This window comes from Microbacterium pygmaeum (assembly GCF_900100885.1).
GTDB classification, from domain to species: domain Bacteria; phylum Actinomycetota; class Actinomycetes; order Actinomycetales; family Microbacteriaceae; genus Microbacterium; species Microbacterium pygmaeum.
The window spans coordinates 2,205,404-2,228,703 of record NZ_LT629692.1; the positions used below are offsets into that span (position 1 = coordinate 2,205,404).

Here is a 23,300-nt window from a genome sequence, read left to right on the forward strand (position 1 = left end):
GGATAACTTCCGAGGCGCGCGCCGCACCCTTGCGAGGATGCTCGGATGAGTCTCGCGTACGCGCCCGGCCGCTCCGGCGGTCCGACGGCGTCCACCACGGCGGTGGTCGCCGAGCGGGTGCGCGAGCGCCTCCGCGCTGAGCGGACCGATCCGGCGCGCGATCCCGAGCTCGCGATGCGGATCGTCCACGCCGAGGTGCGTCGGCACAACGACTTCGCGCTCGCCCGGGGCCTCGCCCCGGTCGATGACGAGGACGCCTGCGTCCGCGAGGTGCTCGCATCCGTCGCCGGGTACGGACCGCTGCAGGCATACCTCGATGATCCGACCGTCGAGGAGCTGTGGATCAATGCGCCCGATCGCATCTACGTCGCGCGGGGTGGCGTGAGCGAGCGAGTGCCGCTGGCCCTCACCGACGCCGCGGTGCGTGATCTGGTGGAGCGGATGCTGCATGCCACCGGTCGCCGCGTCGACCTGAGCCAGCCCTTCGTGGACGCCTCGCTTCCGGACGGCAGTCGGCTGCACGTCGTCATCCCGGACATCACGCGTCGCCACTGGTCGGTCAACGTCCGGAAGTTCCTGCCGGCCTACCGGGACCTCGATCGGCTCGTCGAAGCGGGCTCGGTCGAGCCTGCAGCCGCAGCCCTGCTGCGCGGCGCGATGGGGTCGGGGCGGAGCATCCTCGTCTCGGGCGCGACGCACGCCGGCAAGACGACGCTGCTGGGCGCCCTGATCGCCGCGTGCCCGCCGCATCACCGCATCGTGACCGTCGAGGAGACCTTCGAACTCGGCGTCGAGGCCGCCGACCTCGTCGCGCTTCAGGGGCGGCAGCCGAGCCTGGAGGGAACCGGCGAGGTGTCGCTGCGACGGCTGGTGAAAGAAGCCCTCAGGATGCGGCCCGACCGGCTCGTGGTCGGGGAAGTCCGTGACGCCGAAGCGCTCGACCTGCTCCTCGCGCTGAACACCGGTGTTCCGGGTGCGGCGACGATCCACGCCAATTCGGCGCGCGAGGCGCTGTCGAAGCTCGCCGCGCTGCCGCTTCTGGCCGGACGGAACATCGACGCGGGCTTCGTAGTGCCGGCGGTCGCGGCATCCGTGCATCTGGTCGCCCACTGCGAGCGCGACGACAGCGGCAGGCGCCGCGTCGTCGAGATCGTCGAGCCCGTCGGGGTGCGCGACGGTGCGATCGACGCCCGCACGCTCTACCTGGCGGCAGCATGACGTTCGTCTGGGGCGCGGTACTCGCAGCCGGCGTGCTGCTGGTGGTCTCGCCATGGGTGTGGCCGGCGGGAACGGCGCCGAGGACGCCGGCGCCGGCCGGTCGCGTCGAGCGACTCCTCGAGGCGGCCGGGATGTCGCGGGTGCCGCCGTTCGGCGTGATCGCCGCGGCTGTCGCCTCCGCCGGCCTGTGCGCGGCCTTGGCGTGGCTGCTGACGCAGGTCGGCGCGCTCGCTGTGGTCGCCGCAGCGGTGGGCGCGCTCGCCCCGTTCGCCTGGCTGAGGTCGCGCCGATCCCGCCTGGTGCGCACTCGACGGACGCTGTGGCCGGATCTGTGCGATCTGCTGATCGCGTCGGTGCGGGCGGGGATGTCACTGCCGGACGCCGTGGCCGGTCTGGCCGACTCGGCGCCGGCGCCCCTTCGTCCGCCGTTCGCCGCGTTCGCCCGAGACATCTCAGCCTCGGGCCACTTCGACTCGAGCGCCGCCCGGTTGAAGACCGCCCTGGCCGACCCGGTGGGCGATCGCATCATCGAGACGCTGCGGATGGCGCGGCAGGTCGGCGGCACGGAGCTGACCACGGTGCTGCGGGCGCTGGCTGCCTCGGTGCGTGCAGATGCCGCGCTGCGGGCCGAAGTGGAGTCGCGCCAGTCGTGGATCCGCGGGGCTGCGGTCCTCGGGGTGACCGCGCCGTGGGTGATCCTCGCACTGCTCGCGATGCGTCCGGAGGGTGCGCGCGCGTACTCAAGCGCCGAGGGCGTCGCCCTCATCCTCGCCGGCGCGGCGGTGTCGTTCGTCGCGTACCGGATCATGCTGCGCATCGGCCGACTGCCCGAACCGCGGAGGTGGTTCGGGTGATCGCGTTCGGTCCGACGGATCTCGCCTACGCGGTCGTGCTCGGCACGGCGTTCGGTCTGGGGATGTGCCTGCTGCTGTCGCTCGCGCCGCGCTGGGGTGCGCCATCGCTGTCGCGCCGCATCGCCCCGTACATCCGCGACATCACGGATCCGCGCGGGATGACGCCCGACCTGCGTGGACCGGGGGTGGACATCGGCACGTGGTGGCGCGGCGTGCAGGTACGGGTGTCGGCGGCGATCGGCGGCTCCACGTCGGTGCAGCGCCGGCTGCAGCAGGCGGGGTGGGTGATGGATGCCGCGACCTTCCGTGGCCGCCAGCTCGCGTGGGCCGTGGTCGGTGTCGCCGTCGGAGGGCTGGCAATCGTCGTCCTGGTGCTTCTCGGCCGCGCGACGACGGCGGCCGTCGTGCTGCCGCCGATCTGCGGTGTCATCGCGGCACTGCTCTGCGGCGCACACCTCACAGCGGCGGCGCGGGCACGCGTGGCTCGGATCGAGGAGGAACTGCCGACGGTCCTGGAGTTCCTCGCGCTGTGCCTGTCTGCCGGGGAGGGCATCCTGGATTCACTCCGGCGAGTCAGCGGCGCCGCGACCGGCGAGCTCACCGGGGAACTGCGCGTCGTCGTCCTGGCGGTCGGGACCGGATCGACCCTCGCCGAATCACTCGCGCACGCTGCGCGCAGTCTGGAGATTCCCGCGGTGACGCGCAGCATCGACCAGATCGTCGCGGCGATCGACCGCGGCGCCCCGCTCGCGCATGTCCTCCACTCTCAGGCGCTGGATGCGCGCGAGGACGCGAAGCGAGGACTGATCGAGCGCGCCGGGCGCAAGGAGATCTACATGCTGATCCCGCTGGTCTTCCTGATCCTGCCGCTCTCGGTGCTGTTCGCGGTGTTCCCCGGGATCTTCATTCTTCGACTCGGAATCGGCTGACGCCGGAAGGAGATACATATGCGCACCCACCTCGACCGCGCGATCACGCGACTGCAGAGCAGGCTGACCGATGCGCTGGACGACGAGCGCGGCGACGTGCCCGGCTGGGTCCTGATCACGCTCATGACCGCCGGACTGGTCGTCGTGATCTGGGCCCTGGCCGGCCCCGCACTGGCCGATCTGTTCCAGCAGGCGATCTCGCGCGTCTCCGGACTGTGACGCGTGCGCGTCGGGCTCGCACGCGAGGAACCGCGGCCGCGCCGCGTCCTCGCCGAGGAGCACGGCTCCAGCCCGGTCGAATTCGTGCTCGTCGGGATGCTCCTGAGCGTCCTGACGCTCGCGGTGCTGCAGTTCGGCCTGACGGTCTACGTGCGCAACGTCGTGCACGACGCGGCAGTCGAGGGCGCCTACCACGCAGCCCTTGCGGACACCTCGCTCGGCGACGGTATCGAGCGAACCCGGCAGATCGTCGCGCGCACGGTCGGCGCCGACTACGCCGCAGACGTGCAGGCTGCCGAGCGGGACGATCTCGGTGAGCGGACGGTGCATGTCACCGTCCGCGCGACCCTGCCGCTGGCCGGCCTGCTCGGACTGCCGCGCATGATGGAGGTGAGTGCGGATGCTCCGATCGAGAGCTTCGACTGAGCGTCGCTCGAGCTCGGTCAGCGCCGCGGTTGGCGATGACGCCGGCTCGGCGGCGCTCGAGTTCATCCTCGTCGGGCTGCTGCTGCTCGTGCCTCTGGTGTACCTCATCGTGACGATGGGTCTGATCCAGGGGCAGTCGCTCGGTGCGGAGGCAGGTGCGCGCCACATCGCCCGCGCGGTGTCCGCGGCATCCGGTACCGCCGCTGCTCAGGATGCAGCCGACCGCATCGCCCGATCGGTCGTGGACGAGTACGGACTCGACGCCGATGCCGTGCAGGTGTCCATGCAGTGTCGCCCAGCAGGGGCGACCTGCCCGCAGGCCGGGGCGACTGTGATCGTCACCGTCCGCACCACGGTCGCGCTGCCCCTGGTTCCGCCGGTCCTCGGCATCGAGAGCCTGGCGAGCATCCCGCTGGAGGCTTCTTCCGTGCAGAAGGTCTCACGATTCTGGGTCGGCGGATGACATCGACGTGCGCGCAGTCGCCGCTCGGCCGCGACGAGGTGGGCAGTATCCTCATCCTCACCCTCGGGTACGCCCTGCTCGCGATCGCGGTCATCCTCGTCTGCGTGGACGCGACGAGCCTCTATCTCGCGCAGAAGCGGCTGGATGCGATCGCGGATGCCGCGGCGCTGGCCGGTGCGGATGGTTTCACCCTCGTGCTCGACGCGACGGGGGAGCCGCGTGCCGACCTCACCGCATCCGATGTCCGCACCCAGGCCGACGCGATCGTCGCGGGTGTCGGGGCGGGGGCGGTGCTCGTGGATGCCGACACGCCCGACGGCACGTCGGCGCGGGTGACGGTCGCCTCGACGTGGCATCCGCCGATCATCGCGCTGTTCGTCCCGGACGGCGTCGCGCTGGAGGCGACGGCGACCAGCCGGACGGCGCTGCGCTGAGCGCCTTCCCGGCTTCGTGATAAAAACGTTTCATCCCGTAGTTGCGAAACCGATCCTTCTCCGCCTAACGTAGCGGGCAAGCGCTTTCCGAACGGCGCTCCCATTCGATCTCGTCCACGACGGACGAGGAAAGGACGATGATGTTCCGCACGCGCACCCCGATCGTGGCGGCCCTCGCCGCCGCATCGCTGCTGGTCCTGGCCGGCTGCAGTTCCTCGAGCGCCCCCGCCGGCGACGCTTACGACCCGGATGAAGAGGTCACGCTGGACTTCGCGTGGTGGGGCAACGACGATCGCGCGACCCGATACACGGATCTGATCGCGAAGTTCAACGAGGAATACCCCAACATCACGATCAACACGACCTTCACCGACTTCCCGAGCTACTGGGAGCAGCGTCAGGTCGAGGCGGCGAGCGGGAACCTGCCGGACGTGTTCCAGTTCTCCGACAGCTACCTGCGCCAGTACGGGCAGACCGGCAACATCCTGGACCTGAACACCGTCACGGACTACGTCGACTTCTCGACCTTCGACGACGCGCTGCTGGGCACGGGTCGCCTCGATGACAAGCAGTACTCGCTGCCGACCGGCTTCAGCGTCTGGGCGAACTTCGTCAACGACGACCTCGTCGCGGCGGCAGGTCTCGAGCTGCCCGAGGGCGGCACGTCCTACGAGGAGTTCGACGACTGGATGGCCAGCGTCACCGACGCCACCGGCGGCGCGCCCTACGGCGGTACCGACTACACCCAGCGCATCCAGGTCTTCGAACTGCAGCTGCGCGAGGCGGGCAAGAGCCTGTACACCGAAGACGGCGAGCTCGGCTTCACCGAGGATGAACTGGCCGACTTCTGGGAGTCCGGTGCCGCCATCCGCGACGGCGTGACCATCCCGCAGCAGCAGCTCGAGGAGATCAGCCCGATCTCCGGCTTCGGCGCCGGCCGCACCGCCAGCGAGATGAGCTGGAGCAACTTCCTCGGCGGGTACCTGGCCGATTCGGGTGCCTCCTCGATCTCCATCGTCGCGCCGCCGACGAACGACCCCAAGGCGAAGGACCTGTATCGCCAGGGCGGTCTGCAGGTGGCCATCTCGGAGAAGACCGAACACCCCGAGGCAGCCGCGATCTTCCTGAACTACGTGGTCAACAGCCCCGAAGCCGGCGAGATCTTCGGCACGACGCTGGGCTTCCCGGCCTCCAGCAGCAAACTGGCCGGTGCGACGCTCGAGGGCGCCGACGCCCAGGTCGCGGACTACATCGAGTCGGTCGAAGACCGCATCGGCGACACCCCGCCGCCGGCCGTCGTGGGCTACGGGTCGCTCGAGCAGAAGTTCTGGGACCTCGGCAAGGAACTCGGCCTCGGCACCAAGACGGTCGATGAGGCGGTCACCGAGTTCTTCAGCGAGGCGCAGGTCATCCTCGGCTGATTTCAGAACGGCGAACGGGCGGGATGCTGCGGAGGCGGCATCCCGCCCGTTCCGCGTCTCCCGCCAGCGAGGCTGAGTCGCTCACCCCTCCCACCCGAACGTATTGAACCACTCGCTGCGCTCAGCGTCGTCCGTCATCCCGGTCTCGTGGACGACGAGTCGTCCGGACTCATCCAGGGCGACGAACGCGAGGCACACCGCACACAGGGCGCGCCCGTGCGGAAAGCCGGTCGAGAGCACCGGAGCTGGGGTGCCCGGCTCCCGGGACCCTGCGCACATCAGTGGATCAGCTCCGGCAGCCGTCCACAGGATCGCGCGATGGCGGTGCAGACCCGGGTGACCGAGCTCCCGCGTGCACCGGCGGCCGCCGTTGCGGCTCCGGCAGAACCGCATGGTCTGCGACGACACGCTCAGTCCCGCGCGCGCGGCACGAACATCGGCACCCAGCGCACGAACGCCAGCGCGCCCACGAGCCCGATGACCCCGACCGCCCCCGTCGCGATCGCGAGCGAGGACACCGCCGTGATCGCCGAGACGAGCAGGGGAGAGATCGCACCGCCCGCGTCGGTGAGCGTCCGCCACGAGCCGAGGAACGGCGCCGGATCGGCAGGCGGAGCCACGTCGGCGCCCAGGGTGAGCAGGATCCCGCTGGAGAGTCCGTTTCCGACGCCCAGGACTGCGGCGAACATCGCGAACCACATCGCCGCATTGACCAGGTCGTGGGTGAAAGCCAGCGCGAGGAAGCCGGCGCCCATCAGGATCATCGCCGGCAACGCCGCCCAGAGGCGACCGAACCGATCCATGACCTGCCCGCTCGCGTAGAACAGCGCGAAGTCGATCGCGCCGGACACGCCGACCACCAGCGCGATCGTCCCCGCATCCAGTCCGATCGAAAAGCCCCAGAGCGGGAGGACGACCTGGCGCGCCGAGCGGATCGCCGACAGCGTGGCCGCGGCCAGCCCGAGGCGCGAGAGCACCCGGCGGTAGCGCCACATCGTGCGGAAGACGCCGACGCGCTCGGCGGTGGGGATCGAGCCGGTCACCGATTCTCCGCTGTCCTCGACGAACGCCGCGGGTCGGGCGGCAGGCCCGGGGGAGTCGGCGGCGTCGACCGCGCGCTCCGGATCGGGGCCGAGGAGGACGAGGAGGATCGTGGCGACCAGGCATCCTCCGAAGAACCAGATCGCGGCGTGCTCGTCCCCGAACAGCGCCAGGAGACCGGCCGCGATGAACGGGCCGACGAACATTCCGAGGCGGAACGAGCCGCCCAGCAGCGACAGCGCCCGCGCACGGAACGCGATCGGCACGCGGGTCGTCATGAAGGAGTGGCGTGCCAGGCCGAAGGCAGCGGCGCAGAAGCCGATGAGGAAGACGGATGCCGCGAACACGCCGAGCTGCGGAGCGAAGACCATCCCGAGCACGCCGCCGATCGAGAGCACGCCCGCGAATGCCATCGTCAGGCGTTCGCCGACGCGGGCGACGGCCCATCCGGCGGGAATGTTGCCGCACAGCTGCCCGACGACCAGCGCGGAGGCGACGAGCGCCGCTGTGGCGACGTCCGCACCGAGTTGTGCGGCGATGATCGGGATCAGCGGGATCACCGCACCCTCGCCCAGGGCGAAGAGGACGGTGGGCCCGTAGATCATCGGAGCGAAGCGCCAGAGGATGTCGGAGGCGCGGTCGGTCACTGCATCCACGTTAGTCTGGAGTGTCATGCTCGATTTCGATCTTTCCGCCGATATCCAGGCGCTGCGCTCCACGTTCGCCGACATCAAGACCGTGGTCGACGTCGACGCGCTCACCACCGAGATCGCCCGGCTCAGCGATGAGGCCGGGGCGCCCGACCTCTGGGACGACACCGAGAAGGCGCAGAAGGTCACCAGCGCACTGAGCCACCGGCAGTCCGAGCTGGCGCGCATCTCGGGCATCGACCGCCGGCTCGACGACCTCGAGGTCATGGTGGAGCTGGCCAATGAGATGGACGACGAGGATGCGGCCGAAGAGGCCCGGCACGAGCTCGCTGAGCTCGAGGACATCGTCGGGCAGCTGGAGGTGCAGACCCTGCTGGACGGCGAGTACGACAACCGACCGGCCGTCATCACGATCCGTGCCGGCGCGGGTGGGGTGGATGCCTCCGACTTCGCCGAGATGCTGCTGCGGATGTACCTGCGATGGGCCGAGCAGCACAAGTATCCGGTCACGATCATGGACTCGTCCTACGCGGAAGAGGCCGGGATCAAGTCGGCGACCTTCGAGGTCGACGCGCCCTACGCCTTCGGCACGCTGAGTGTCGAGGCCGGTACCCACCGCCTGGTGCGGATGAGTCCGTTCAACTCCGCCGGCAAGCGTCAGACGTCGTTCGCCGCGGTCGAGGTCATCCCGCTGCTGGACGAGGCCGTCGAGGTCGACATCCCGGAATCCGACCTGCGAGTGGACGTCTTCCGCTCATCGGGCCCCGGTGGTCAGTCCGTCAACACCACGGACTCGGCCGTGCGCCTGACGCACCTGCCGACCGGCACCGTCGTGTCGATGCAGAACGAGAAGTCCCAGATCCAGAACCGTGCGGCGGCCATGCGCGTGCTGCAGTCACGTCTCCTGATCCTCCAGAAGGAGCAGGAAGCGGCGATCAAGAAGGACCTCGCCGGTGTCATCACGGCGAGCTGGGGCGACCAGATGCGTTCGTACGTGCTCGCGCCGTACCAGATGGTCAAGGACCTGCGCACCGACTACGAGGTCAACAACCCGGCGGCCGTCTTCGACGGCGACCTCGACGGCTTCATCGCCGCCGGCATCAAGTGGCGCAAGCGCCCATCCGAGGACTGACCACCTTCGTACACTGACGGTATGAGCCTGCGCCTCGTCGAACTCGATGCCGACATCCTGCCCGCAGTCATTGCGATTCCGCCCGCCATCGGCGAAAAGGCGAACGTCGCGCCGGTGCTGCATTCGATCGCCGAGGCGTATGTCACGCCGAGCGCGTGGCCACGGGCCATCCTCGACGACGAGGTCGTCGTCGGGTTCGTGATGGCCAACTGGGATCCCGGCAACGAGATCCCGGCGTTCCGCGGCGGAATCTGGCGCCTCAACGTCGCGGACGAGGCCAAAGGTCGCGGCGTGGGCCGATTCGCAGTTCAAGAGGTTGCCGCCGAGGCGCGCCGTCGCGGCTACGAACGCATCACCGTCATGTGGGAGCAGGCCGCCGACGGCCCGGAAGGCTTCTACCTGAAGCTCGGGTTCCGTCCGGAGGGCGAGATGTTCGGGGAGATCGTCGGCGTACTCGAGCTCTGAGGACCGGCCGATCGCAGTCGGGCACTGGATGACGCGGCGCCAGGCTCGTCGAATGCGCGAGATCGTCGGAACGCACCCTGCCGCATAGCCGGCTCACAGCCTGCGAGCCAATGCCTCGGCCCCGGGTGTCGCACGCGATCCGGCGCTCCGCGCCCGCTTAGGCTCGTCGAGCCATGATCCGGTTCGAAAACGTCACGAAACGCTACCGCGGCACCGCGAGACCCGCCCTCAGCACGGTCGACTTCGAGGTGCTGCGCGGGGAGTTCGTCTTCCTCGTCGGTGCCTCTGGTTCGGGCAAGTCCTCGTGCCTGCGGCTCATCCTCCGCGAGGAGACCCCCAGCGACGGTCGAGTAGTGGTCCTCGGCCGCGACCTGCGGAGCCTCTCCAATCGCAAAGTGCCCTACTTCCGGCGTCATGTCGGCGCCGTGTTCCAGGATTTCCGACTGCTGCCGAACAAGACCGTCTTCCAGAACGTAGCCTTCACGCTCCAGGTGATCGGGTCATCGCGAGGATTCATCCAGCAGGCGGTGCCCGAGGTGCTGGCACTGGTCGGGCTCGCCGGCAAGGAGAAGCGGTTCCCGCACGAGCTCTCCGGTGGTGAGCAGCAGCGCGTCGCGATCGCGCGCGCGCTCGTGAACCGCCCGCAGGTGCTGCTGGCCGACGAGCCGACCGGAAACCTCGACCCCGCGACATCGGTGGACATCATGCAGCTGCTCGCCCGCATCAACGCCGGCGGCACCACCGTGGTGATGGCCACCCACGAGGCGGGATTCGTCGACCAGATGCAGCGGCGCGTGATCGAGCTGGTGGACGGCGAGATGGTTCGCGACGAGCGCCACGGCGGCTACGGAGACACGTCGAACATCCCGAGCCTGGCTCCGCAGCCCGAGATCGGAGCCGCGTCCGTCGCCGCCCTGACCGCGGTGCTCGAGGTCCAGCGCGAGGTCGCGCTCGCGACGGCGCCGCGACCCGAGCTCGAAGACGCGGTACAGGATGCGGTCGCGGCAGCGACCACCACGGTTGCCGCAGCCGAGACCGCGGTCGCGGAGGTCCCCGAGGCACCGCCCTCCGCCGCCCCCGTCGACATCGTCGAGGCGACCGCGCCGGTCGAAGCCGACGTCGTCGCCGTCGTCGAGGTCGCCGAACCCGCGCCGGCTCCGGCACGCGCGCCGGAGGAGAAGCCGGTACTGCAGCCCGCGGCATCCGTTCCTCGCACCGCACCGGTGCCGGTCATCGACATCCCCGAGGTCGAGGTGGCCGAGCTCGGCCTGGCCGATCGGCTCGGCCTCGGACGCGGCGAGAAGAACAGCGACGACGAAGTGGGTCCGACATCATGAGGGCCGGACTCGTTCTCTCCGAAGCGCTGTCGGGACTCCGCCGCAACGCGTCGATGGTCATCTCGGTGGTCCTGGTCACCTTCGTCTCGCTGACCTTCGTCGGCGCCGCCATCTTGATGCAGATGCAGATCGGCCAGATGAAGGACTACTGGGCCGACCGTGCCCAGGTCGCCGTCTACATGTGCACATCGATCTCGCAGGCGCCCACCTGCGTCGATGGTGTCGCCACCCAGGACCAGCTGGATGAGGTCAGTGCCAAGCTCGACGGTCCGGCGATCGCGCCGCTGATCCGCGACCTGCGTTTCGAGACCCGCGACGAGGCGTATGCGAACGCGATCGAGCTGCTCGGCGACGACTACGCCAGTGTGATCACGCCGGAGCAGCTGAACGAGACCTACTGGATCAACCTCGTCGATCAGAGCCAGTCCGATGTGATCGTCGAAGCCTTCAGTGGGCAGGCGGGCGTGGAGGAAGTCAAGGATCAGCTGCAGTATCTCGAGCCGCTGTTCTCCGCCCTGACCGTCGCGACCTACATCGCCGTCGGTATCGCGGCGCTCATGCTCGTGGCGGCGGTGCTGCTGATCGCGACCACGATCCGCCTTTCGGCCTATGCCCGACGGCGCGAGGTCGGCATCATGCGGCTCGTCGGTGCGTCCAACCGGTTCATCCAGACACCCTTCATCCTCGAAGGCGTGTTCGCTGCGCTCCTGGGATCGATCCTCGCCGGTGGCGCAGTGCTGGCCGGTGTGCACTTCGGCGTGAACCAGTATCTGCGACAGCGGATCGAGTTCGTCACGAGCTGGGTGTCGATCTCGGACGCCTGGATCGTGATCCCCATCCTCATCCTGATCGGCGCGCTGCTGGCCGCATTGTCGGCCGGGTTCGCGATCCGGCGGTGGCTGCGCGCCTGACCAGCGCGCGTCCGCTGTATGCTGGTGGGCTGCCGCGATCCGTTGACACGCTGACGGACGGGCGGCGAGAAGGAGAGAAGTCATGCCCAAGGAACGCGGGGAGAAGGTCGTCGCGACCAATCGTCGCGCCCGCCACGAGTACAACATCGAGAAATCGTACGAGGCCGGTCTGGTGCTCACGGGCACCGAGGTCAAGTCGTTGCGCCAGGGGCGCGCGAACCTGTCCGACGGCTACGCCTACATCGACGGCGGCGAGGCGTGGCTGGACGCCGTGCACATCCCCGAGTACTCGCAGGGTCACTGGACCAACCACGCTACGAAGCGCACCCGCAAGCTGCTCCTGCACAAGGACGAGATCATCAAGCTCTCCCATGCGGTCTCCGCCGGTGGCTACACCCTGGTCCCGCTGAAGCTCTACTTCTCGGACGGGAGGGCGAAGGTCGAGATCGCGATCGCCAAGGGCAAGCACGAGTGGGACAAGCGCCAGACGCTGCGCGAGCGGCAGGACAAGCGCGAAGCCGAGCGTGCGATGCGCTCGAAGAACCGCCTCGGCGACTGACCGCCTGCTCGCCAGCGGCGCTAGTGCGGGGCGACGGGTTGCGACTGCGCGGCTTCGACCGCGCGGTCGGTGAACGCCTGCTTCGGCACGAAGGCGAGCGCGATGGCGGCCACCAGTGCGGTCGCTCCGCACACGATCCACACCGTGAAGTAGCCCGACAGCGACCCAGCGGTGCTTTCGGCGTTGCCCGGACTCGTCGCCACCCCCTGGAGCAGGGCGATACCGAAGACGCACGATGCGATCGCACCGCCGACCGTCTTCACCGAGTTCGTCAGGCCGGTGGCGACGCCCGTCTGGGTGGCGGGAGCAGCGGATGCCGCAGCCACCGGCAGTGCCGCGACCAGCGCGCCGGAGCCGAGGCCGACGATCACCATGTTGGTGATCACCTGTGCGTAGGCCGCGTGGAAGGGCAGGAACAGCAGGAAGCCGATCGCGACCAGGAGTGAGGCGCCCATCAGCGTCACGCGCGGGGAGATGCGTCTCGCGATCACCGGGAAGAGCAGGGCTCCGACGATCATCGCGATCAGATAGATGCCGATGATGAGCGAGGTCGCGAACCCGGTCGTGCCCAGGCCGTAGCCGTACACCGACGGATCGGTGCGGGCGAACGTCGACAGCGGCGCCTGGGCTCCCAGCACACTGACGCCGAAAAGACCTGCGGTGAGGAAGACCGGGCCGAGCGCGGGCGACCGGAACATCCGCACATCAATCAGCGGGTCCGTCGAGCGCAGCTCCCACTGCGCGAACGGCCAGAGGAGGACCACGCCGAGACCGACCAGAATCCACGAGAACAGATCGTCCACGCCGTTCAGCCGCATGAAGCTCAAACCGCCGGTGAAGGCGATCAGCGCCATCGAGACCAGGATGAGGCCGACTGTGTCGAAGGTCCCACCGGTCGGCTCGGGCGACTCCTTCACCCCGAACCAGATCACGAAGAAGCAGATCACGACGGCGATCGCCGGCACGAGCAGTACCACCGTCAACGGCAGCGCGTCCACCAGTAGCCCGCCGGCGAGCGCGCCGGTGATCGCGCCCAGTTCGAGCGCCGCCACCAGCAGCCCTGCGGCGCGCGCGGTGATCACCGCGCGACCCTGCATGGAGCGCGAGCGCGACCAGATCAGCGCGATCTCCAGCGGCAGCCACACCACATAGAACCCCTGCAGCGCCCAGGCGACCAGGAAGACGGCGAACGAGTCGGTGAAGGGCAGCACGAGGGATGCCGCGGCCGTCAGTGCCGTGGAGATCATCAGCATCCGCTTGTGGCCGACCATGTCGCCGAGCTTCGCGAATGCCGGAACGACGAGCGCGGACAACATCAGCTGGGCCCCCTCGAGCCAGTTGACGTCCGCGTCGTGGATGCCGAGGTTGCGCGCGATGTCGGTGAGCATCGGGGTGTAATAGCCCTGCAGGATGCCGCTGGTGAACTCGACGAAGGCGAGGAAGCCCACGACACCCGCGAGGGTGCCGAACAGTCGTGAGCGCGTCATCGCGGGTCCTTCCGGGTGCGGGTCCCGCACGCCTGGCGAGGGTCGGGTCAGATCACTGTAGCCGCTGCAACAGAGCGCGGTGGAACTGCTCTCCGCGCTCGAGCGAAGCGATCTCGACCCGCTCGTCGACGCCGTGGATCGACGCCCGCTGGGCATTGGACATCTCCAGCGGCGCGAAACGGTAGACCGCCGGTGCGAAACGATGGAAGTGCCGCGAGTCGGTTGCCGCCATCATCACGTATGGGACGGTCGAGGCGTTCGGGAACGCGGCTGCGACCGCATCCGTGAGCAATGCGAACTGTGCATTGTCGGTCGGTGACTCGGGTGAGGGCTCGCTCGCCTCGACGACGGTGATCTGCACGAGCGGGTCGGCGATACGCCTGCGGACCCGCTCGACGGTCGCGGCGGTGGTCTCGCCGAGCGCGATCCTCAGGTTGATGGTGACGGATGCCTGTGACGGCAGCACATTGGCAGCGGTGCCGCCCTGCTGCATCGTCGCCGCGACGGTGGTGCGCACGAGCGCGGCCGGTTCGCCGCCCATCGCCGCGAACGCGCGAGCGGTCAGCGAGGGGAACGTGGCGAGGAGGCGCAGCAGGGCCTGCGGGCCGCCGGACGCGCGATTCGCGAAGAGTCCGAGCATCCGCGTGATGGCCGCGGGGGTCCGCGCGGGGAAGGTCGAGGGGCTCAGACGGTCGACTGCACGGGCGAGCCTCCCCACCGCGGTGATGCGCGGAGGGGCGGAGGCGTGGCCGCCGTCGCCACGTGCGGACAGCGTCAGCGTCAGCACGCCCTTCTCGCCGACGCCGACCATGGCGGCTTCGCCGAGCGCGAAAGGGAGCGGGGCGTCGACGATCGCGCCTCCTTCGTCGAGCACGAGCCAGGGGAGTATGCCGCGGTCCTTGAAGGTCTGGGCTATCTGCTGCGCCGCCGAGCCGTAGGTCTCCTCGTTGCCACCGAACGAGAGGTACACGTCGCGGGGCGGCGTGGATCCTTCGGCGAGCAGGTTCTCGACCGCTTCGAGCACCACCAGCAGCGGTCCCTTGTCGTCGAGCGTGCCTCGGCCGTAGACCCAGCCATCGGCGATACGGCCTTGGAACGGCGGATAGGTCCACTCGTCGGCCTCGTCGACCGGCACCACGTCGTAGTGGGCCATGAGGACGACGGGTTCGCTGCGTGTCGCGCCCTGCCACCGGAACAGCAGGCCGAAGTCGGTGATGCGCTCGAGAGACAGGTGCTCGTGGACCAGTGGGTACAGCTCAGCGATGAGCGCGACGAAGTCTTCGAACGGCTGCGGCCCGCGTTGATCCAGCTCTGCGCTGACCGTGGGCAGCTGGACCATGCGCGAGAGGCGTTCGGCGATGCCCGGGCGAGCGGTCTCCGAACTCACGAGGCGGTGAAGCGCGCCTCGACGGCGGCGGTGACCACGATGTCCTCGGGCTGGAATTCCATGGCGGGCGCGCCGCCCGAGGCATCCATCGCTCCCATCGCCATTGCGCGCATCATCTTGGGCGCCGGTGACGGCTGGGCCTCGTTGCGCTGGAGGAGTCCGAGGTCGGCGATCTCTAGCGGGGCGACGGAGGCCAGACCGAGCGCATCCGCATACGCGGTTGCGCGGTCGACGGCGACCTTCACCGCCTGCGCGGCCACGGCCGATTCGGTGGCGCGCGCCGTCGTAGGACTCAGCGACCAGGTGACGTTGTTGATCTGCACGCCATCGCGCTCCGCGATGTCGCTGACCCACCACGAGAGGTTCGCGAAATCGGTGAAGGTCGCGGTGATCTCGACCGATGCGTAGTGGACGAGCGCAAGCTGTTTGCCCTGATCGTTCCATGGACGGTTCGCCCAGACGGACACGCGCTGGCTGGACCACTCACTGATGGCGCCGGACTCTTTGCGTTCCGCGAGGTCTTCGCGCAGGGGTGTGGCCAGCGCTGCGATGCGCTCGACGACGACGCCGCGTTCGCGGCCTTCGGCCTTGACCGAGATGTGGACGATTCCCTGTTCGGGGGCGAAGCGGTCTTCGTGCTCGCCTCGGACCGTGATGATGACATCGCTCATGGCTCAGACTCTACGCGGGCGGATGCTGCTATCCGTTGTAGACTGTGATGCTCGGCCCGAAACGGCCGAGCGGTTGAAAACTCCACAGTGCGTGACAGCGGCCCTCTGCAAACAGGGGAGTACATGGGGATGATCGGTTTCGACATCGCCTGAGCTCCTGCGAGAAGCGGGTCGAGGATGCAGGGTTATCTCGTAAACGATCTCTGCAAAAACATAGTTGCCAAAACAACGCGCAACGACTTCGCCCTCGCTGCTTAAGCGAGCCCGATAGTCCGTCAGACCGTGGTTGATCCCGACACGGACCCTGGCGTCATCTAGGGATCTTGCTGAGAGGTGGCGTCTGGACGCCTCTCGGGACTCTTTCCAGACTGGGCCTGTCGACCTAGATGCCTGTGGCAAAGGTCGGGGCCGAGCAGAACGTCAGCACAGGCTACGCCCGTAGAAGGCGCAGAGACACAGCGATGGACGGGGGTTCGATTCCCCCCATCTCCACAATCCGCTGTCACGTGATGGGGCCCGAGGGTCGCGGAATTCCGCGGCCCTCGGGTCTTTCGTCGGCGGGTTCCATGTGCGGATTCGCCATCTGCGCGCGATCTGCCAGGCCCCTGACCTCGGCGCCCCACGATGCGCGCGCCCGCCTGCACCGCTCCTTCAGGGACGTCGGGCGGGTCATGCATACTGAGCGCATGGTGAGCTTCGCCGACAAGCCGATCCTCGACCTCACGGTCAGGGAATGGCATGAATACCTGGCGGGCGAGCCCAGCGCGGACGGCGTTCGCCTGAAGCTCCGCAAGAAGACGTCCGCAGCGCCGGGCATGTCGTGGAGCGAGGCGCTGGACGTGGCCCTCTGCTTCGGATGGATCGACGGCCAGGTGGCGCGTCTCGACGACGACTACGTGCTCCATGCGTTCTCGCCTCGGCGCAAGAACAGTCCGTGGTCGCAGATCAATCGTGATCACATCGCGCGGCTCACCGAGGAGGGCCGGATGCGCGAGGGTGGAATCGCCGAGGTCGAACGCGCCATGGCAGACGGACGATGGGACGCGGCCTATCGACAGAAGGATGCCGCACCCCCGCAAGAGCTCCAGGAAGCCCTCGACGCCAACCCGGCCGCGGCCGCATTCGTGGCCGGGCTGACGAAGGCCGACCGGTTCCGGATCTTCTTCCGTCTGAACGCGATCAAGACTCCGGCCGTGCGGGCGGCGCGCGTCCAGGACGTGGTCGACAAGGCGGCAAAGGGCATCCAGCACTACACCTGACCGCTTCTTCGATCACATCATCGATCAGGAGTCTTCGCGTCCTTCGAGGTCGCGGTCTCGCTTCGTCTCGTCGAGTCGGACGATCGTGGAGCATCATGTGCTCGCATCCGCATTTGCGTCAAGGGGTTCCGGCGCCGTCGCCGGGAGGTTCCGCGACGGCGAGGATCGCCGCGGCGAAGGCACCGTGGACGAGGACGATGGTCGGTTTCTGATCGTGCATGATGTTGCTGCTTTCTGATGGGTGTCGTGTTCGAGGGGAGTCAGGGCTGCGCGAAGGGTTTGCGCAGGACGTGGATGACCTGATCGATGGCGACAGGAGGCTGCGCCACCGGGAGAGACCGGGCGACGATCGGTGTTGTGACACGGCCACCAATTCCGGCGGTGCCGTCACAGGCCGCCCGCCTGCCCGGTCAGATCATTTGACTGAGGAAGGGATGCGACATGAGAATCACCGTCATCGGAGGCACCGGTCTGATCGGCAGCCGACTTGTCGATGTGCTCGATCGCGGGGGGCACATGGTCGTCGTCGCATCGCGAGCGACGGGGGTGAACTCGTTCACGGAGGACGGCCTCGCGGACGCGCTCGAGGGAACGGAGACCGTCATCGACGTGTCGAACTCGTCTTACACGGATGCGGCCGGCGCACTCGAGTTCTTCGAGGCATCCACTCTGAACCTGCTGACCTTCGGCGCTGCCGCCGGCGTTCGCCACCACGTCGCGCTCTCGGTCGTCGGCACGGCGCGCCTCGCCAGGTCGCAGGGCGGGTACTTCATCGCAAAGGCCGCGCAGGAGCGCCTCATCGTCGAGTCGGGGCACGCGTACTCACTCGTGCATGCCACTCAGTTCTTCGAGTTCATCCGCAGCATCACAGAGACAGCGACGCGCGGTCGGGTTGCCCATGTCGCCGACGTGCTCGTTCAGCCGATGGCCGCGGATGACGTGGCAGCGGCCGTGGCAGTCACCTCCCTCAGCGAACCGGTCAACGGAATCGTGGAGTTCGCCGGACCGGAGGTCTTCGGCCTGGCCGACCTCGCCCGGCGTGAGCTGCGGTTCCGGCAGGACGAGCGCGAGGTCGTCGCCGATCCGCTCGGCACCTATTTCGGTGCCCGACTGGCGGAGCGGGATCTTCTACCCGAGGCGGTCGCCACAATCAGTCCCACGCGGCTGCACGAGTGGCAGACGCGCGTCGTGGTGCCACACTGAAGCGAGACGATTTTCGCGATCGTGTCACAAACTCCCACGCTGCCTTGTCAACAGTGCAGGGCAGGACGCGATCGCAGTCGCGCCCACATCCCGGGATAGGCGGACGAACGTGCCAGACGACGCGAGCAAGCAGGACCTGACCGTCGCGATGGAAGCCTTCGAGCAGTGTCGGCGACGACTGTTCGGCATCGCCTATCGCATGCTGGGCAGTGTGGCGGATGCCGAAGACATCCTGCAGGAGGTCTGGATCCGCTGGCAGTCCACGCGCCGCGACAAGGTGCTCGAGCCGATCGCATTCCTGTCGACCATCACCACCCGGCTCTCGATCAACTCACTGCAGTCGGCGCACACCCGGCGCGAGACCTACATCGGCCCTTGGCTCCCGGAGCCGATCAATACGGCCGACGATCCATCGCTGGGCGCCGAGCGGGGGGAAGCACTGCAGTACGCGATGCTGATCCTGCTCGAGAAGCTCACCCCCACCGAGCGTGCTGCCTATGTGCTGCGCGAAGCGTTCGACTACCCCTACGATCGCATCGCCGACATCGTTCAGACCACGCCCGCATCCGCGCGCCAGCTCGTCAGCCGCGCACGAAAGCACCTCGCCGCCGAACGACGCACCACCGCCGCGACCGGAGAACAACGCCGGCTGCTTGAAGCATTCCTCACCGCCGCGCAGCGCGGCAACGCGGCAGCCTTGGAGGAGCTGTTCGCGGCCGACGTCGTGAGCTACTCCGACGGCAACGGGGTGAAGCTCGCCGCGCGAATCCCCGTCATCGGACAGTCCCGGGTGGCGATGTTCGTCGCCGCATTCTCCAGCCACTTCTGGACGGGAAAGACGATCGACTGGGTCGAGGTGAACGGTCAGCCCGCGGTCACCCTTTCCGAGGATGGCGTTGTGACCACGGCGCTCACGGTGACGGCCGGCGCCGACGGCATCCGCCAACTGCTCTGGATCATGACCCCCGACAAGCTTCGCCACCTCACGACGGTGGGCGCATGACATGGTGGCGCAACTCGTCACGGCACTCCGATCCGCAGGCGAAGGCCGACCAGCAGGTGCGCCTTCGAGAGACTGTTCGAGCGCTCATCGCAGGTTGCCGGCAGCGTGACACTGCGCTGATCGCGCGCCTCCTGACCGCTGACGTCGATGCCGTCGTCGACACCGGCGGCGCAGTCCCGTCCGCCTCGCACCAGGCTGACGGTGTTGTCGCGGTTCCCGATCTGATCCTGGCCATCCTCGCGCGGTATGCGGGGGTCACGCTCGAGGAGCGAGCCGTCAACGGCGAGCCGGGGATACTGCTCCGCGACGATCACGCTGTGGTGGGAGTGGTCATGGTCGGATCGAAGCAGGACGCGATCGCTCACATCTGGATCGTTCTGAATCCGGCCAAGATCGCCCGCTTCGACGTCGAATGACACCCGACGGACGAATCCGCCCTTCCGTCTCCGCGTGATGTGCGGAAACGGAAGGGCGGATGCTGGGTCATCGGGCCTGGCTTCGATCTCGCTCAGTGTTGATCGAGGGCCAGGAGTCCTCACCTGCGGGGCGGGTTGAGGGGCAGCCACTGCTCCAGACTCGTCTCGAAGATCGCGGCTCCTTCGGCCGGGATCAGCGTACGCGTTTCGATCCGTGCACCGTAGTAGTGGGCCTCGTCATCGCGGACAACGGTCCGCGCATCGCCGCGGAACGCGAGCCCGCGCCGCACGAACTCATCGAGACCGAATGCTTCCGGGCCTGCGATCTCGATATCGCCGGTCGGGTCGCCGGCGGCCGTACGAGCCACCGCAGTCGCGACATCCTCCGCCGCCATCGGCTGGATGAGCGCGCCCGGAAGGCGGACGATGTCGCCCTCCGTCGAGACGTCCGCGATGCTCCCCAGGAACTCGAAGAACTGCGTCGCGTGCACGAGTGAGTAAGGGACGCCCGAGCCGCGGATGAGCTTCTCCTGTGCGACTTTGGCGTGGAAGTATAGGATGTTCTGCGGCCGGTCGGTACCCACGATGGTGAGCGCGACATGGTGCTTCACTCCGGCGACCTTCTCGGCCTCGATGAGATTCGTCGTGGACGTCACAAAGAAGTCGAGCACGTCCTTCTCCTCGAACGACGGCGAGTTCGACACGTCGACGACGACATCCGCACCCGCGAGCGCCGCCGCAACTCCTTCACCGGTGAGCGTGTTCACGCCGGTGTTCGGGGCGGCAGCGACCGCCTCGTGCCCGTGTTCAGTGAGCTTTGCAACGACTTTCGAACCGATGAGGCCCGTGCCTCCGATGACGACGATTCTTGCCATGACCCTGCCTTCCGCTATCTGGGGCGCGCGCGTGCGCGCTCACAGGTATGACAAGGTCCAGGCGGTCGTTGTGACGACCGCCGAAGAAGCAATCGATCGCGTCCTGCACTTGTATCGGGGTGGGCCCGGCCGAGGGGCGTGCCGTCCTGCCTCACGCGCGCGCGCCTCGTGCGACCTGGGTCTGGCAGGCTGGAACGACGCGAGAAGGAGAAGCAATGAAGCAGCGCACACTGGCCGGACGACAGGTTTCGGCGATCGGCCTGGGCGCCATGCCCCTGTCGATGAACAACGACAAAAGATACCCGTCGTTCGAGGATGCGGTGGCAACCGTGCACGCTGCGCTGGACGCAGGCGTCACCCTCATCGACACCGCAGACATCTACGCCCCAGACGGCGAGGAGATGGGGCACAACGAACGCATCGTCGCCGAGGCGCTCCGCACGTGGGACGGCGATGCGTCGGGTGTCTTCGTCGCCACCAAGGGCGGCATCACGCTCGGCGACGACGGCGCCAAGGGCCGCGATGGTTCCGAGGCGTATCTACGCTCGGCTGTGGAGAAGTCCCTCGAGATCTTCGGCGTCGACCGGATCGAGCTCTATCAGTACCACCGTCCCGACCGCACCCGGGTGTACGCCGATATCATCACAGGTCTGAAGTCGCTGCAGGACGCCGGTCTCGTGCGTGCGGTCGGCATCTCGAACGCCAGCGTGGAGGAGATCCAGATCGCGCTCGACGTGCTCGGCGAAGGAAATCTCGCCAGCGTGCAGAACGAGTTCTCGCCGAAGCATCCGGGAAGCATCGACGAACTGCGCTTCTGCGCCGACCACGACATCGCGTTCCTGCCGTGGAGCCCCCTCGGCGGCACCGGCGGGGGCGCCAGCAGCGTCGGTGACCGGTATTCGGCCTTCCGCGAGGTCGGCGATGCGCACGGTGTCAGCCCGCAGCAGGCCGTGCTCGCGTGGGAGTTGGCGCTCGACCCGCACGTCATTCCGATCCCCGGGGCGCGCCGCGCTGCATCGATCACCGACTCGGCTCTCGCCGCCGATCTGGAACTCACCGCCGACGAGGTGACCAGCCTGTCGGAGTCGGTCGGGATCTTCGACTGACGCGAGACCGTCGTGCCTGCCGTCCCCGTTCCGCCCGCACTGGTGCGCCGACGCGAGACCATCGCGGAGTCGATGCGCCCGCCCACCTTCAAGTACTTGACCGCGACCGAGCGCGACCAGATCCTGAAACGACTCGAACTCGTGGACATGCTCATCCGCGACCACGGTGTCATCGACCACTCCGCCCACGAGTGGTGCGACGCCCGCGACGGGTGCGGAACCAGTCTCTGAGCCAGCCGGGTCGTCCGCGCGCGGCCGGCAGGTCTCGATAGAGTGCGGGCATGGAATCTGAGTCGCAGATGGGACCGACCCGCTACCGCATCTACATGATCCTCGGCCTCGTCCTGTCGCTGGCTCTCGTCGGCGTCGGGATCTGGGGCATCGTCGGCAGCAACGAACCCGTCCTCGGATGGGTCATGCTGATCGCCGGTATCGCGATCACCGTCCTGTCCATCGTTCAGCTCCGCCGCGCCTGACGACCAGGGCGCCGTGACACGATCCGGTCGGGGTCGTCTCGATGGGGTGATGTCGGCGCACCCTGGCATCCTCGAGCGGGGAAGGGCGCGCTCGAGTGGGGACGAACAGACGGTACGCCGCGAGCGTCGACCGGCAGATGGACGAGCGAGCGCTCCAGCGCATCGCCGCATCCGGTCCGCTCGAGACACTCAGCCGCGCCGAGCAGGCGCGTGACGTCCTCCCTGTCACATCGGACCCGCGACCGCGCATCGTGAAAGCATGGGTCCGCTTCGGCGCCACCCCGGTCCAGGTCGACGCGGAGGCATGCATGTGGACGGCGAAGGCCGTCGGCATCCGCTTCACGGTCAGCGGAACGACGCACCGATGCTGGGTGTGGGTCGGCGCCGTCGACGACGTCGCCGGCGAATCGCGCTGAGAAGCGCTAGCGTCCTGCCCGGATCCGGCTGTGCTCGAGTCCGTTCCAGCGGGAGTGCTCGTCCACGGAGATCGCGCTCTGCATGACGGTGCACTTCGATACCGCCGACATCACGGAGGCGATCGACACCCACGACAGGACCGCGACAGCCGAGACGGCCGAGCCGATGGCGAGGACGGACGCGAACGAGCCGATCGAACCGATCGACAGCGCTGAACCCACGCTGCCGATCGACAGGACCGAGTTCTTCGATGCGATCGAGAGTACCGAACCGCTCGACCAGAGCGAGAGCACGGAGCGATCAGCCATGCGCACAGGCTAGGCGCTCCGGCTATCGTTGCGCCATGCCATCGGTCACGGATTGGATCTCGAGCATCAGTTCACTTGTCGGCGGCCTGACGGGAGCGGGTGCGCTGGTCGTCGCGATCCTGAGCTACCTGCGGTCGAGCCGGGCGCTGGCTGCTGATGCGCAGACCCGCGATGCGGTCGGAGCCACGCTGGACGCGATGCAGGCGCTGGGCCGCACGGTCAGACCTCATGCCACGCTGGACGCGGGTCGCGAACCCGATGCGCAGGAGGCGTTCGAGTCGGCGGTGCGAGAGGCTCGGCGCACGCTGATCTGAAGATCAGGGGCAGACTCGGACACGGTGTCCGTCGAGGCTGACCACGTCGCCAACCTTCAGCTGCCGGCCGCGGCGACGATCGACCTCGCCGTTCACCGATACGAAGCCGTCGATGATGGCCTCTTTCACGTCTCCGCCGGAGTCGAGCAGCCCAGCGAACTTGAGGAACTGACCGAGGCGGATCATCTCGCTGCCGATCGGCACATCGCGGATCGGATGCTGCGTGGTCATTCCGGAATGCTATCCGGTGAGCGGATGCTGCTGGAGGAAGTCCGGGATGACCTCCGTCACCCGCGGGTCGTCGATGTTCTCCAGCAGA

30 protein-coding genes and 1 other RNA gene are annotated in these 23,300 nt (G+C 68.2%); 23 read left to right on the forward strand and 8 right to left on the reverse strand.

Annotated features, from left to right (window positions below; all coding sequences use genetic code 11):
- Positions 1-45 precede the first annotated feature (45 nt).
- The 8 genes from BLT19_RS10380 to BLT19_RS10415 all read left to right on the forward strand — a co-directional run bounded on the left by BLT19_RS10380 (position 46) and on the right by BLT19_RS10415 (position 5,964).
- Positions 46-1,218, forward strand: a complete 1,173-nt coding sequence (locus BLT19_RS10380) for a CpaF family protein (RefSeq protein WP_091489511.1) — start codon at positions 46-48, stop codon at positions 1,216-1,218.
- Positions 1,215-2,072, forward strand: coding sequence for a type II secretion system F family protein (locus BLT19_RS10385; protein WP_091489513.1), 858 nt, complete (start codon positions 1,215-1,217; stop codon positions 2,070-2,072). The genes BLT19_RS10380 and BLT19_RS10385 overlap by 4 nt, the downstream gene beginning before the upstream one ends.
- Positions 2,069-3,001 carry a type II secretion system F family protein gene (locus tag BLT19_RS10390; protein ID WP_231917608.1) on the forward strand — a complete coding sequence of 311 codons (933 nt, stop codon included), beginning with the start codon at positions 2,069-2,071 and terminating at the stop codon, positions 2,999-3,001. The genes BLT19_RS10385 and BLT19_RS10390 overlap by 4 nt, the downstream gene beginning before the upstream one ends.
- Before the next feature lie 18 nt (positions 3,002-3,019).
- Positions 3,020-3,220 (forward strand): hypothetical protein, encoded by a 201-nt coding sequence (locus BLT19_RS10395; RefSeq protein ID WP_091489515.1) that lies wholly within the window; start codon positions 3,020-3,022, stop codon positions 3,218-3,220.
- 3 nt (positions 3,221-3,223) lie between these two features.
- The gene (locus BLT19_RS10400) at positions 3,224-3,646 is read left to right on the forward strand and encodes a TadE family protein (RefSeq protein WP_269457409.1); all 423 of its coding nucleotides are present in this window, start codon (positions 3,224-3,226) and stop codon (positions 3,644-3,646) included.
- Positions 3,621-4,109 (forward strand): TadE family protein, encoded by a 489-nt coding sequence (locus tag BLT19_RS10405; protein ID WP_091489517.1) that lies wholly within the window; start codon positions 3,621-3,623, stop codon positions 4,107-4,109. The genes BLT19_RS10400 and BLT19_RS10405 overlap by 26 nt, the downstream gene beginning before the upstream one ends.
- Positions 4,106-4,543 (forward strand): pilus assembly protein TadG-related protein, encoded by a 438-nt coding sequence (locus BLT19_RS10410; protein WP_091489519.1) that lies wholly within the window; start codon positions 4,106-4,108, stop codon positions 4,541-4,543. The genes BLT19_RS10405 and BLT19_RS10410 overlap by 4 nt, the downstream gene beginning before the upstream one ends.
- A gap of 137 nt (positions 4,544-4,680) precedes the next feature.
- Entirely contained in the window at positions 4,681-5,964 is a 1,284-nt protein-coding gene (locus BLT19_RS10415; protein ID WP_231917611.1) for an ABC transporter substrate-binding protein, read from the forward strand.
- Positions 5,965-6,045: 81 nt separating this feature from the next.
- Here the strand turns inward: BLT19_RS10415 and BLT19_RS17985 are convergent, their stop codons facing one another.
- Entirely contained in the window at positions 6,046-6,243 is a 198-nt protein-coding gene (locus tag BLT19_RS17985; RefSeq protein WP_231917613.1) for a hypothetical protein, read from the reverse strand.
- Between the two features lie 131 nt (positions 6,244-6,374).
- The gene (locus BLT19_RS10425) at positions 6,375-7,679 is read right to left on the reverse strand and encodes an MFS transporter (RefSeq protein WP_231917615.1); all 1,305 of its coding nucleotides are present in this window, start codon (positions 7,677-7,679) and stop codon (positions 6,375-6,377) included.
- Between BLT19_RS10425 and prfB the strand changes: the two genes are divergently transcribed.
- The 5 genes from prfB to smpB all read left to right on the forward strand — a co-directional run bounded on the left by prfB (position 7,678) and on the right by smpB (position 12,059).
- Positions 7,678-8,787, forward strand: a complete 1,110-nt coding sequence (gene prfB / locus BLT19_RS10430) for a peptide chain release factor 2 (RefSeq protein WP_091489522.1) — start codon at positions 7,678-7,680, stop codon at positions 8,785-8,787. The genes BLT19_RS10425 and prfB overlap by 2 nt on opposite strands.
- A 21-nt stretch (positions 8,788-8,808) precedes the next feature.
- Positions 8,809-9,252, forward strand: coding sequence for a GNAT family N-acetyltransferase (locus BLT19_RS10435; protein ID WP_091489525.1), 444 nt, complete (start codon positions 8,809-8,811; stop codon positions 9,250-9,252).
- A gap of 173 nt (positions 9,253-9,425) precedes the next feature.
- Complete coding sequence (gene ftsE, locus BLT19_RS10440) at positions 9,426-10,589, forward strand: cell division ATP-binding protein FtsE (protein ID WP_091489528.1); 1,164 nt, start codon at positions 9,426-9,428, stop codon at positions 10,587-10,589.
- Positions 10,586-11,500 (forward strand): permease-like cell division protein FtsX, encoded by a 915-nt coding sequence (gene ftsX, locus BLT19_RS10445; RefSeq protein ID WP_091489530.1) that lies wholly within the window; start codon positions 10,586-10,588, stop codon positions 11,498-11,500. Before ftsE ends, ftsX begins: the two co-directional genes overlap by 4 nt.
- 82 nt (positions 11,501-11,582) lie before the next feature.
- Positions 11,583-12,059, forward strand: coding sequence for an SsrA-binding protein SmpB (gene smpB / locus BLT19_RS10450; RefSeq protein WP_091489532.1), 477 nt, complete (start codon positions 11,583-11,585; stop codon positions 12,057-12,059).
- A gap of 20 nt (positions 12,060-12,079) precedes the next feature.
- Here smpB and BLT19_RS10455 read toward each other — a convergent pair whose 3' ends face one another.
- Genes BLT19_RS10455 through BLT19_RS10465 form a run of 3 tightly spaced genes read right to left on the reverse strand, consistent with a single transcriptional unit; the run spans position 12,080 to position 15,604 of the window.
- Positions 12,080-13,546: an MFS transporter gene (locus BLT19_RS10455; protein ID WP_091489534.1), complete on the reverse strand. Its 1,467-nt coding sequence runs from the start codon at positions 13,544-13,546 to the stop codon at positions 12,080-12,082.
- A 52-nt stretch (positions 13,547-13,598) separates the two neighbouring features.
- Positions 13,599-14,885, reverse strand: coding sequence for a M20/M25/M40 family metallo-hydrolase (locus BLT19_RS10460; RefSeq protein ID WP_091493783.1), 1,287 nt, complete (start codon positions 14,883-14,885; stop codon positions 13,599-13,601).
- Between the two features lie 44 nt (positions 14,886-14,929).
- Positions 14,930-15,604, reverse strand: coding sequence for an SIMPL domain-containing protein (locus tag BLT19_RS10465; protein WP_091489537.1), 675 nt, complete (start codon positions 15,602-15,604; stop codon positions 14,930-14,932).
- A gap of 125 nt (positions 15,605-15,729) precedes the next feature.
- Here BLT19_RS10465 and ssrA point away from each other — a divergent pair.
- The 5 genes from ssrA to BLT19_RS10490 all read left to right on the forward strand — a co-directional run bounded on the left by ssrA (position 15,730) and on the right by BLT19_RS10490 (position 19,485).
- Positions 15,730-16,099, forward strand: a transfer-messenger RNA (tmRNA) gene (ssrA, locus tag BLT19_RS10470).
- A gap of 191 nt (positions 16,100-16,290) precedes the next feature.
- On the forward strand, positions 16,291-16,863 hold the full coding sequence (locus BLT19_RS10475) for a YdeI/OmpD-associated family protein (protein ID WP_091489539.1): 573 nt from the start codon (positions 16,291-16,293) through the stop codon (positions 16,861-16,863).
- A 441-nt stretch (positions 16,864-17,304) separates the two neighbouring features.
- Positions 17,305-18,066 carry an SDR family oxidoreductase gene (locus BLT19_RS10480; protein ID WP_091489542.1) on the forward strand — a complete coding sequence of 254 codons (762 nt, stop codon included), beginning with the start codon at positions 17,305-17,307 and terminating at the stop codon, positions 18,064-18,066.
- Positions 18,067-18,175: 109 nt separating this feature from the next.
- Complete coding sequence (locus BLT19_RS10485) at positions 18,176-19,069, forward strand: RNA polymerase sigma-70 factor (RefSeq protein WP_231917617.1); 894 nt, start codon at positions 18,176-18,178, stop codon at positions 19,067-19,069.
- Positions 19,066-19,485, forward strand: coding sequence for a sigma-70 family RNA polymerase sigma factor family protein (locus BLT19_RS10490; protein ID WP_091489544.1), 420 nt, complete (start codon positions 19,066-19,068; stop codon positions 19,483-19,485). The genes BLT19_RS10485 and BLT19_RS10490 overlap by 4 nt, the downstream gene beginning before the upstream one ends.
- Positions 19,486-19,604: 119 nt before the next feature.
- On the opposite strand, the gene BLT19_RS10495 is transcribed toward BLT19_RS10490, so the two are convergent.
- On the reverse strand, positions 19,605-20,360 hold the full coding sequence (locus BLT19_RS10495; protein ID WP_091489547.1) for an SDR family oxidoreductase: 756 nt from the start codon (positions 20,358-20,360) through the stop codon (positions 19,605-19,607).
- A gap of 215 nt (positions 20,361-20,575) precedes the next feature.
- Between BLT19_RS10495 and BLT19_RS10500 the strand changes: the two genes are divergently transcribed.
- From BLT19_RS10500 to BLT19_RS10515, 4 genes are all read left to right on the forward strand, one after another.
- On the forward strand, positions 20,576-21,466 hold the full coding sequence (locus BLT19_RS10500) for an aldo/keto reductase (RefSeq protein ID WP_091489549.1): 891 nt from the start codon (positions 20,576-20,578) through the stop codon (positions 21,464-21,466).
- 12 nt (positions 21,467-21,478) lie between these two features.
- Complete coding sequence (locus tag BLT19_RS10505; protein ID WP_091489552.1) at positions 21,479-21,697, forward strand: hypothetical protein; 219 nt, start codon at positions 21,479-21,481, stop codon at positions 21,695-21,697.
- Positions 21,698-21,747: 50 nt separating this feature from the next.
- Positions 21,748-21,942 carry a hypothetical protein gene (locus tag BLT19_RS10510; RefSeq protein ID WP_091489554.1) on the forward strand — a complete coding sequence of 65 codons (195 nt, stop codon included), beginning with the start codon at positions 21,748-21,750 and terminating at the stop codon, positions 21,940-21,942.
- Between the two features lie 95 nt (positions 21,943-22,037).
- Positions 22,038-22,358, forward strand: coding sequence for a hypothetical protein (locus BLT19_RS10515; protein ID WP_091489557.1), 321 nt, complete (start codon positions 22,038-22,040; stop codon positions 22,356-22,358).
- A 6-nt stretch (positions 22,359-22,364) separates the two neighbouring features.
- On the opposite strand, the gene BLT19_RS10520 is transcribed toward BLT19_RS10515, so the two are convergent.
- Positions 22,365-22,667, reverse strand: a complete 303-nt coding sequence (locus tag BLT19_RS10520) for a hypothetical protein (protein ID WP_157681842.1) — start codon at positions 22,665-22,667, stop codon at positions 22,365-22,367.
- Positions 22,668-22,702: 35 nt separating this feature from the next.
- Between BLT19_RS10520 and BLT19_RS10525 the strand changes: the two genes are divergently transcribed.
- Complete coding sequence (locus BLT19_RS10525) at positions 22,703-22,981, forward strand: hypothetical protein (RefSeq protein WP_091489560.1); 279 nt, start codon at positions 22,703-22,705, stop codon at positions 22,979-22,981.
- A gap of 3 nt (positions 22,982-22,984) precedes the next feature.
- Here BLT19_RS10525 and BLT19_RS10530 read toward each other — a convergent pair whose 3' ends face one another.
- Positions 22,985-23,212 (reverse strand): RNA-binding S4 domain-containing protein, encoded by a 228-nt coding sequence (locus BLT19_RS10530; protein ID WP_091489562.1) that lies wholly within the window; start codon positions 23,210-23,212, stop codon positions 22,985-22,987.
- Positions 23,213-23,300 lie beyond the last annotated feature (88 nt).

Coding starts and splice junctions, on each gene's coding strand:
- BLT19_RS10530 (WP_091489562.1), bottom strand. CDS start 23,212: ATGACCACGCAGCATCCGATCCGCGATGTGCCGATCGGCAGCGAGATG.
- smpB (WP_091489532.1), top strand. CDS start 11,583: ATGCCCAAGGAACGCGGGGAGAAGGTCGTCGCGACCAATCGTCGCGCC.
- BLT19_RS10415 (WP_231917611.1), top strand. CDS start 4,681: ATGATGTTCCGCACGCGCACCCCGATCGTGGCGGCCCTCGCCGCCGCA.
- BLT19_RS10490 (WP_091489544.1), top strand. CDS start 19,066: ATGACATGGTGGCGCAACTCGTCACGGCACTCCGATCCGCAGGCGAAG.
- BLT19_RS10525 (WP_091489560.1), top strand. CDS start 22,703: ATGCCATCGGTCACGGATTGGATCTCGAGCATCAGTTCACTTGTCGGC.
- BLT19_RS10520 (WP_157681842.1), bottom strand. CDS start 22,667: ATGGCTGATCGCTCCGTGCTCTCGCTCTGGTCGAGCGGTTCGGTACTC.
- BLT19_RS17985 (WP_231917613.1), bottom strand. CDS start 6,243: ATGTGCGCAGGGTCCCGGGAGCCGGGCACCCCAGCTCCGGTGCTCTCG.
- BLT19_RS10380 (WP_091489511.1), top strand. CDS start 46: ATGAGTCTCGCGTACGCGCCCGGCCGCTCCGGCGGTCCGACGGCGTCC.
- BLT19_RS10475 (WP_091489539.1), top strand. CDS start 16,291: ATGGTGAGCTTCGCCGACAAGCCGATCCTCGACCTCACGGTCAGGGAA.
- BLT19_RS10495 (WP_091489547.1), bottom strand. CDS start 20,360: ATGGCAAGAATCGTCGTCATCGGAGGCACGGGCCTCATCGGTTCGAAA.
- ftsX (WP_091489530.1), top strand. CDS start 10,586: ATGAGGGCCGGACTCGTTCTCTCCGAAGCGCTGTCGGGACTCCGCCGC.
- BLT19_RS10385 (WP_091489513.1), top strand. CDS start 1,215: ATGACGTTCGTCTGGGGCGCGGTACTCGCAGCCGGCGTGCTGCTGGTG.
- BLT19_RS10425 (WP_231917615.1), bottom strand. CDS start 7,679: ATGACACTCCAGACTAACGTGGATGCAGTGACCGACCGCGCCTCCGAC.
- BLT19_RS10410 (WP_091489519.1), top strand. CDS start 4,106: ATGACATCGACGTGCGCGCAGTCGCCGCTCGGCCGCGACGAGGTGGGC.
- BLT19_RS10435 (WP_091489525.1), top strand. CDS start 8,809: ATGAGCCTGCGCCTCGTCGAACTCGATGCCGACATCCTGCCCGCAGTC.
- BLT19_RS10480 (WP_091489542.1), top strand. CDS start 17,305: ATGAGAATCACCGTCATCGGAGGCACCGGTCTGATCGGCAGCCGACTT.
- BLT19_RS10405 (WP_091489517.1), top strand. CDS start 3,621: ATGCTCCGATCGAGAGCTTCGACTGAGCGTCGCTCGAGCTCGGTCAGC.
- BLT19_RS10455 (WP_091489534.1), bottom strand. CDS start 13,546: ATGACGCGCTCACGACTGTTCGGCACCCTCGCGGGTGTCGTGGGCTTC.
- BLT19_RS10500 (WP_091489549.1), top strand. CDS start 20,576: ATGAAGCAGCGCACACTGGCCGGACGACAGGTTTCGGCGATCGGCCTG.
- BLT19_RS10465 (WP_091489537.1), bottom strand. CDS start 15,604: ATGAGCGATGTCATCATCACGGTCCGAGGCGAGCACGAAGACCGCTTC.
- prfB (WP_091489522.1), top strand. CDS start 7,678: ATGCTCGATTTCGATCTTTCCGCCGATATCCAGGCGCTGCGCTCCACG.
- BLT19_RS10510 (WP_091489554.1), top strand. CDS start 21,748: ATGGAATCTGAGTCGCAGATGGGACCGACCCGCTACCGCATCTACATG.
- BLT19_RS10395 (WP_091489515.1), top strand. CDS start 3,020: ATGCGCACCCACCTCGACCGCGCGATCACGCGACTGCAGAGCAGGCTG.
- BLT19_RS10460 (WP_091493783.1), bottom strand. CDS start 14,885: ATGGTCCAGCTGCCCACGGTCAGCGCAGAGCTGGATCAACGCGGGCCG.
- ftsE (WP_091489528.1), top strand. CDS start 9,426: ATGATCCGGTTCGAAAACGTCACGAAACGCTACCGCGGCACCGCGAGA.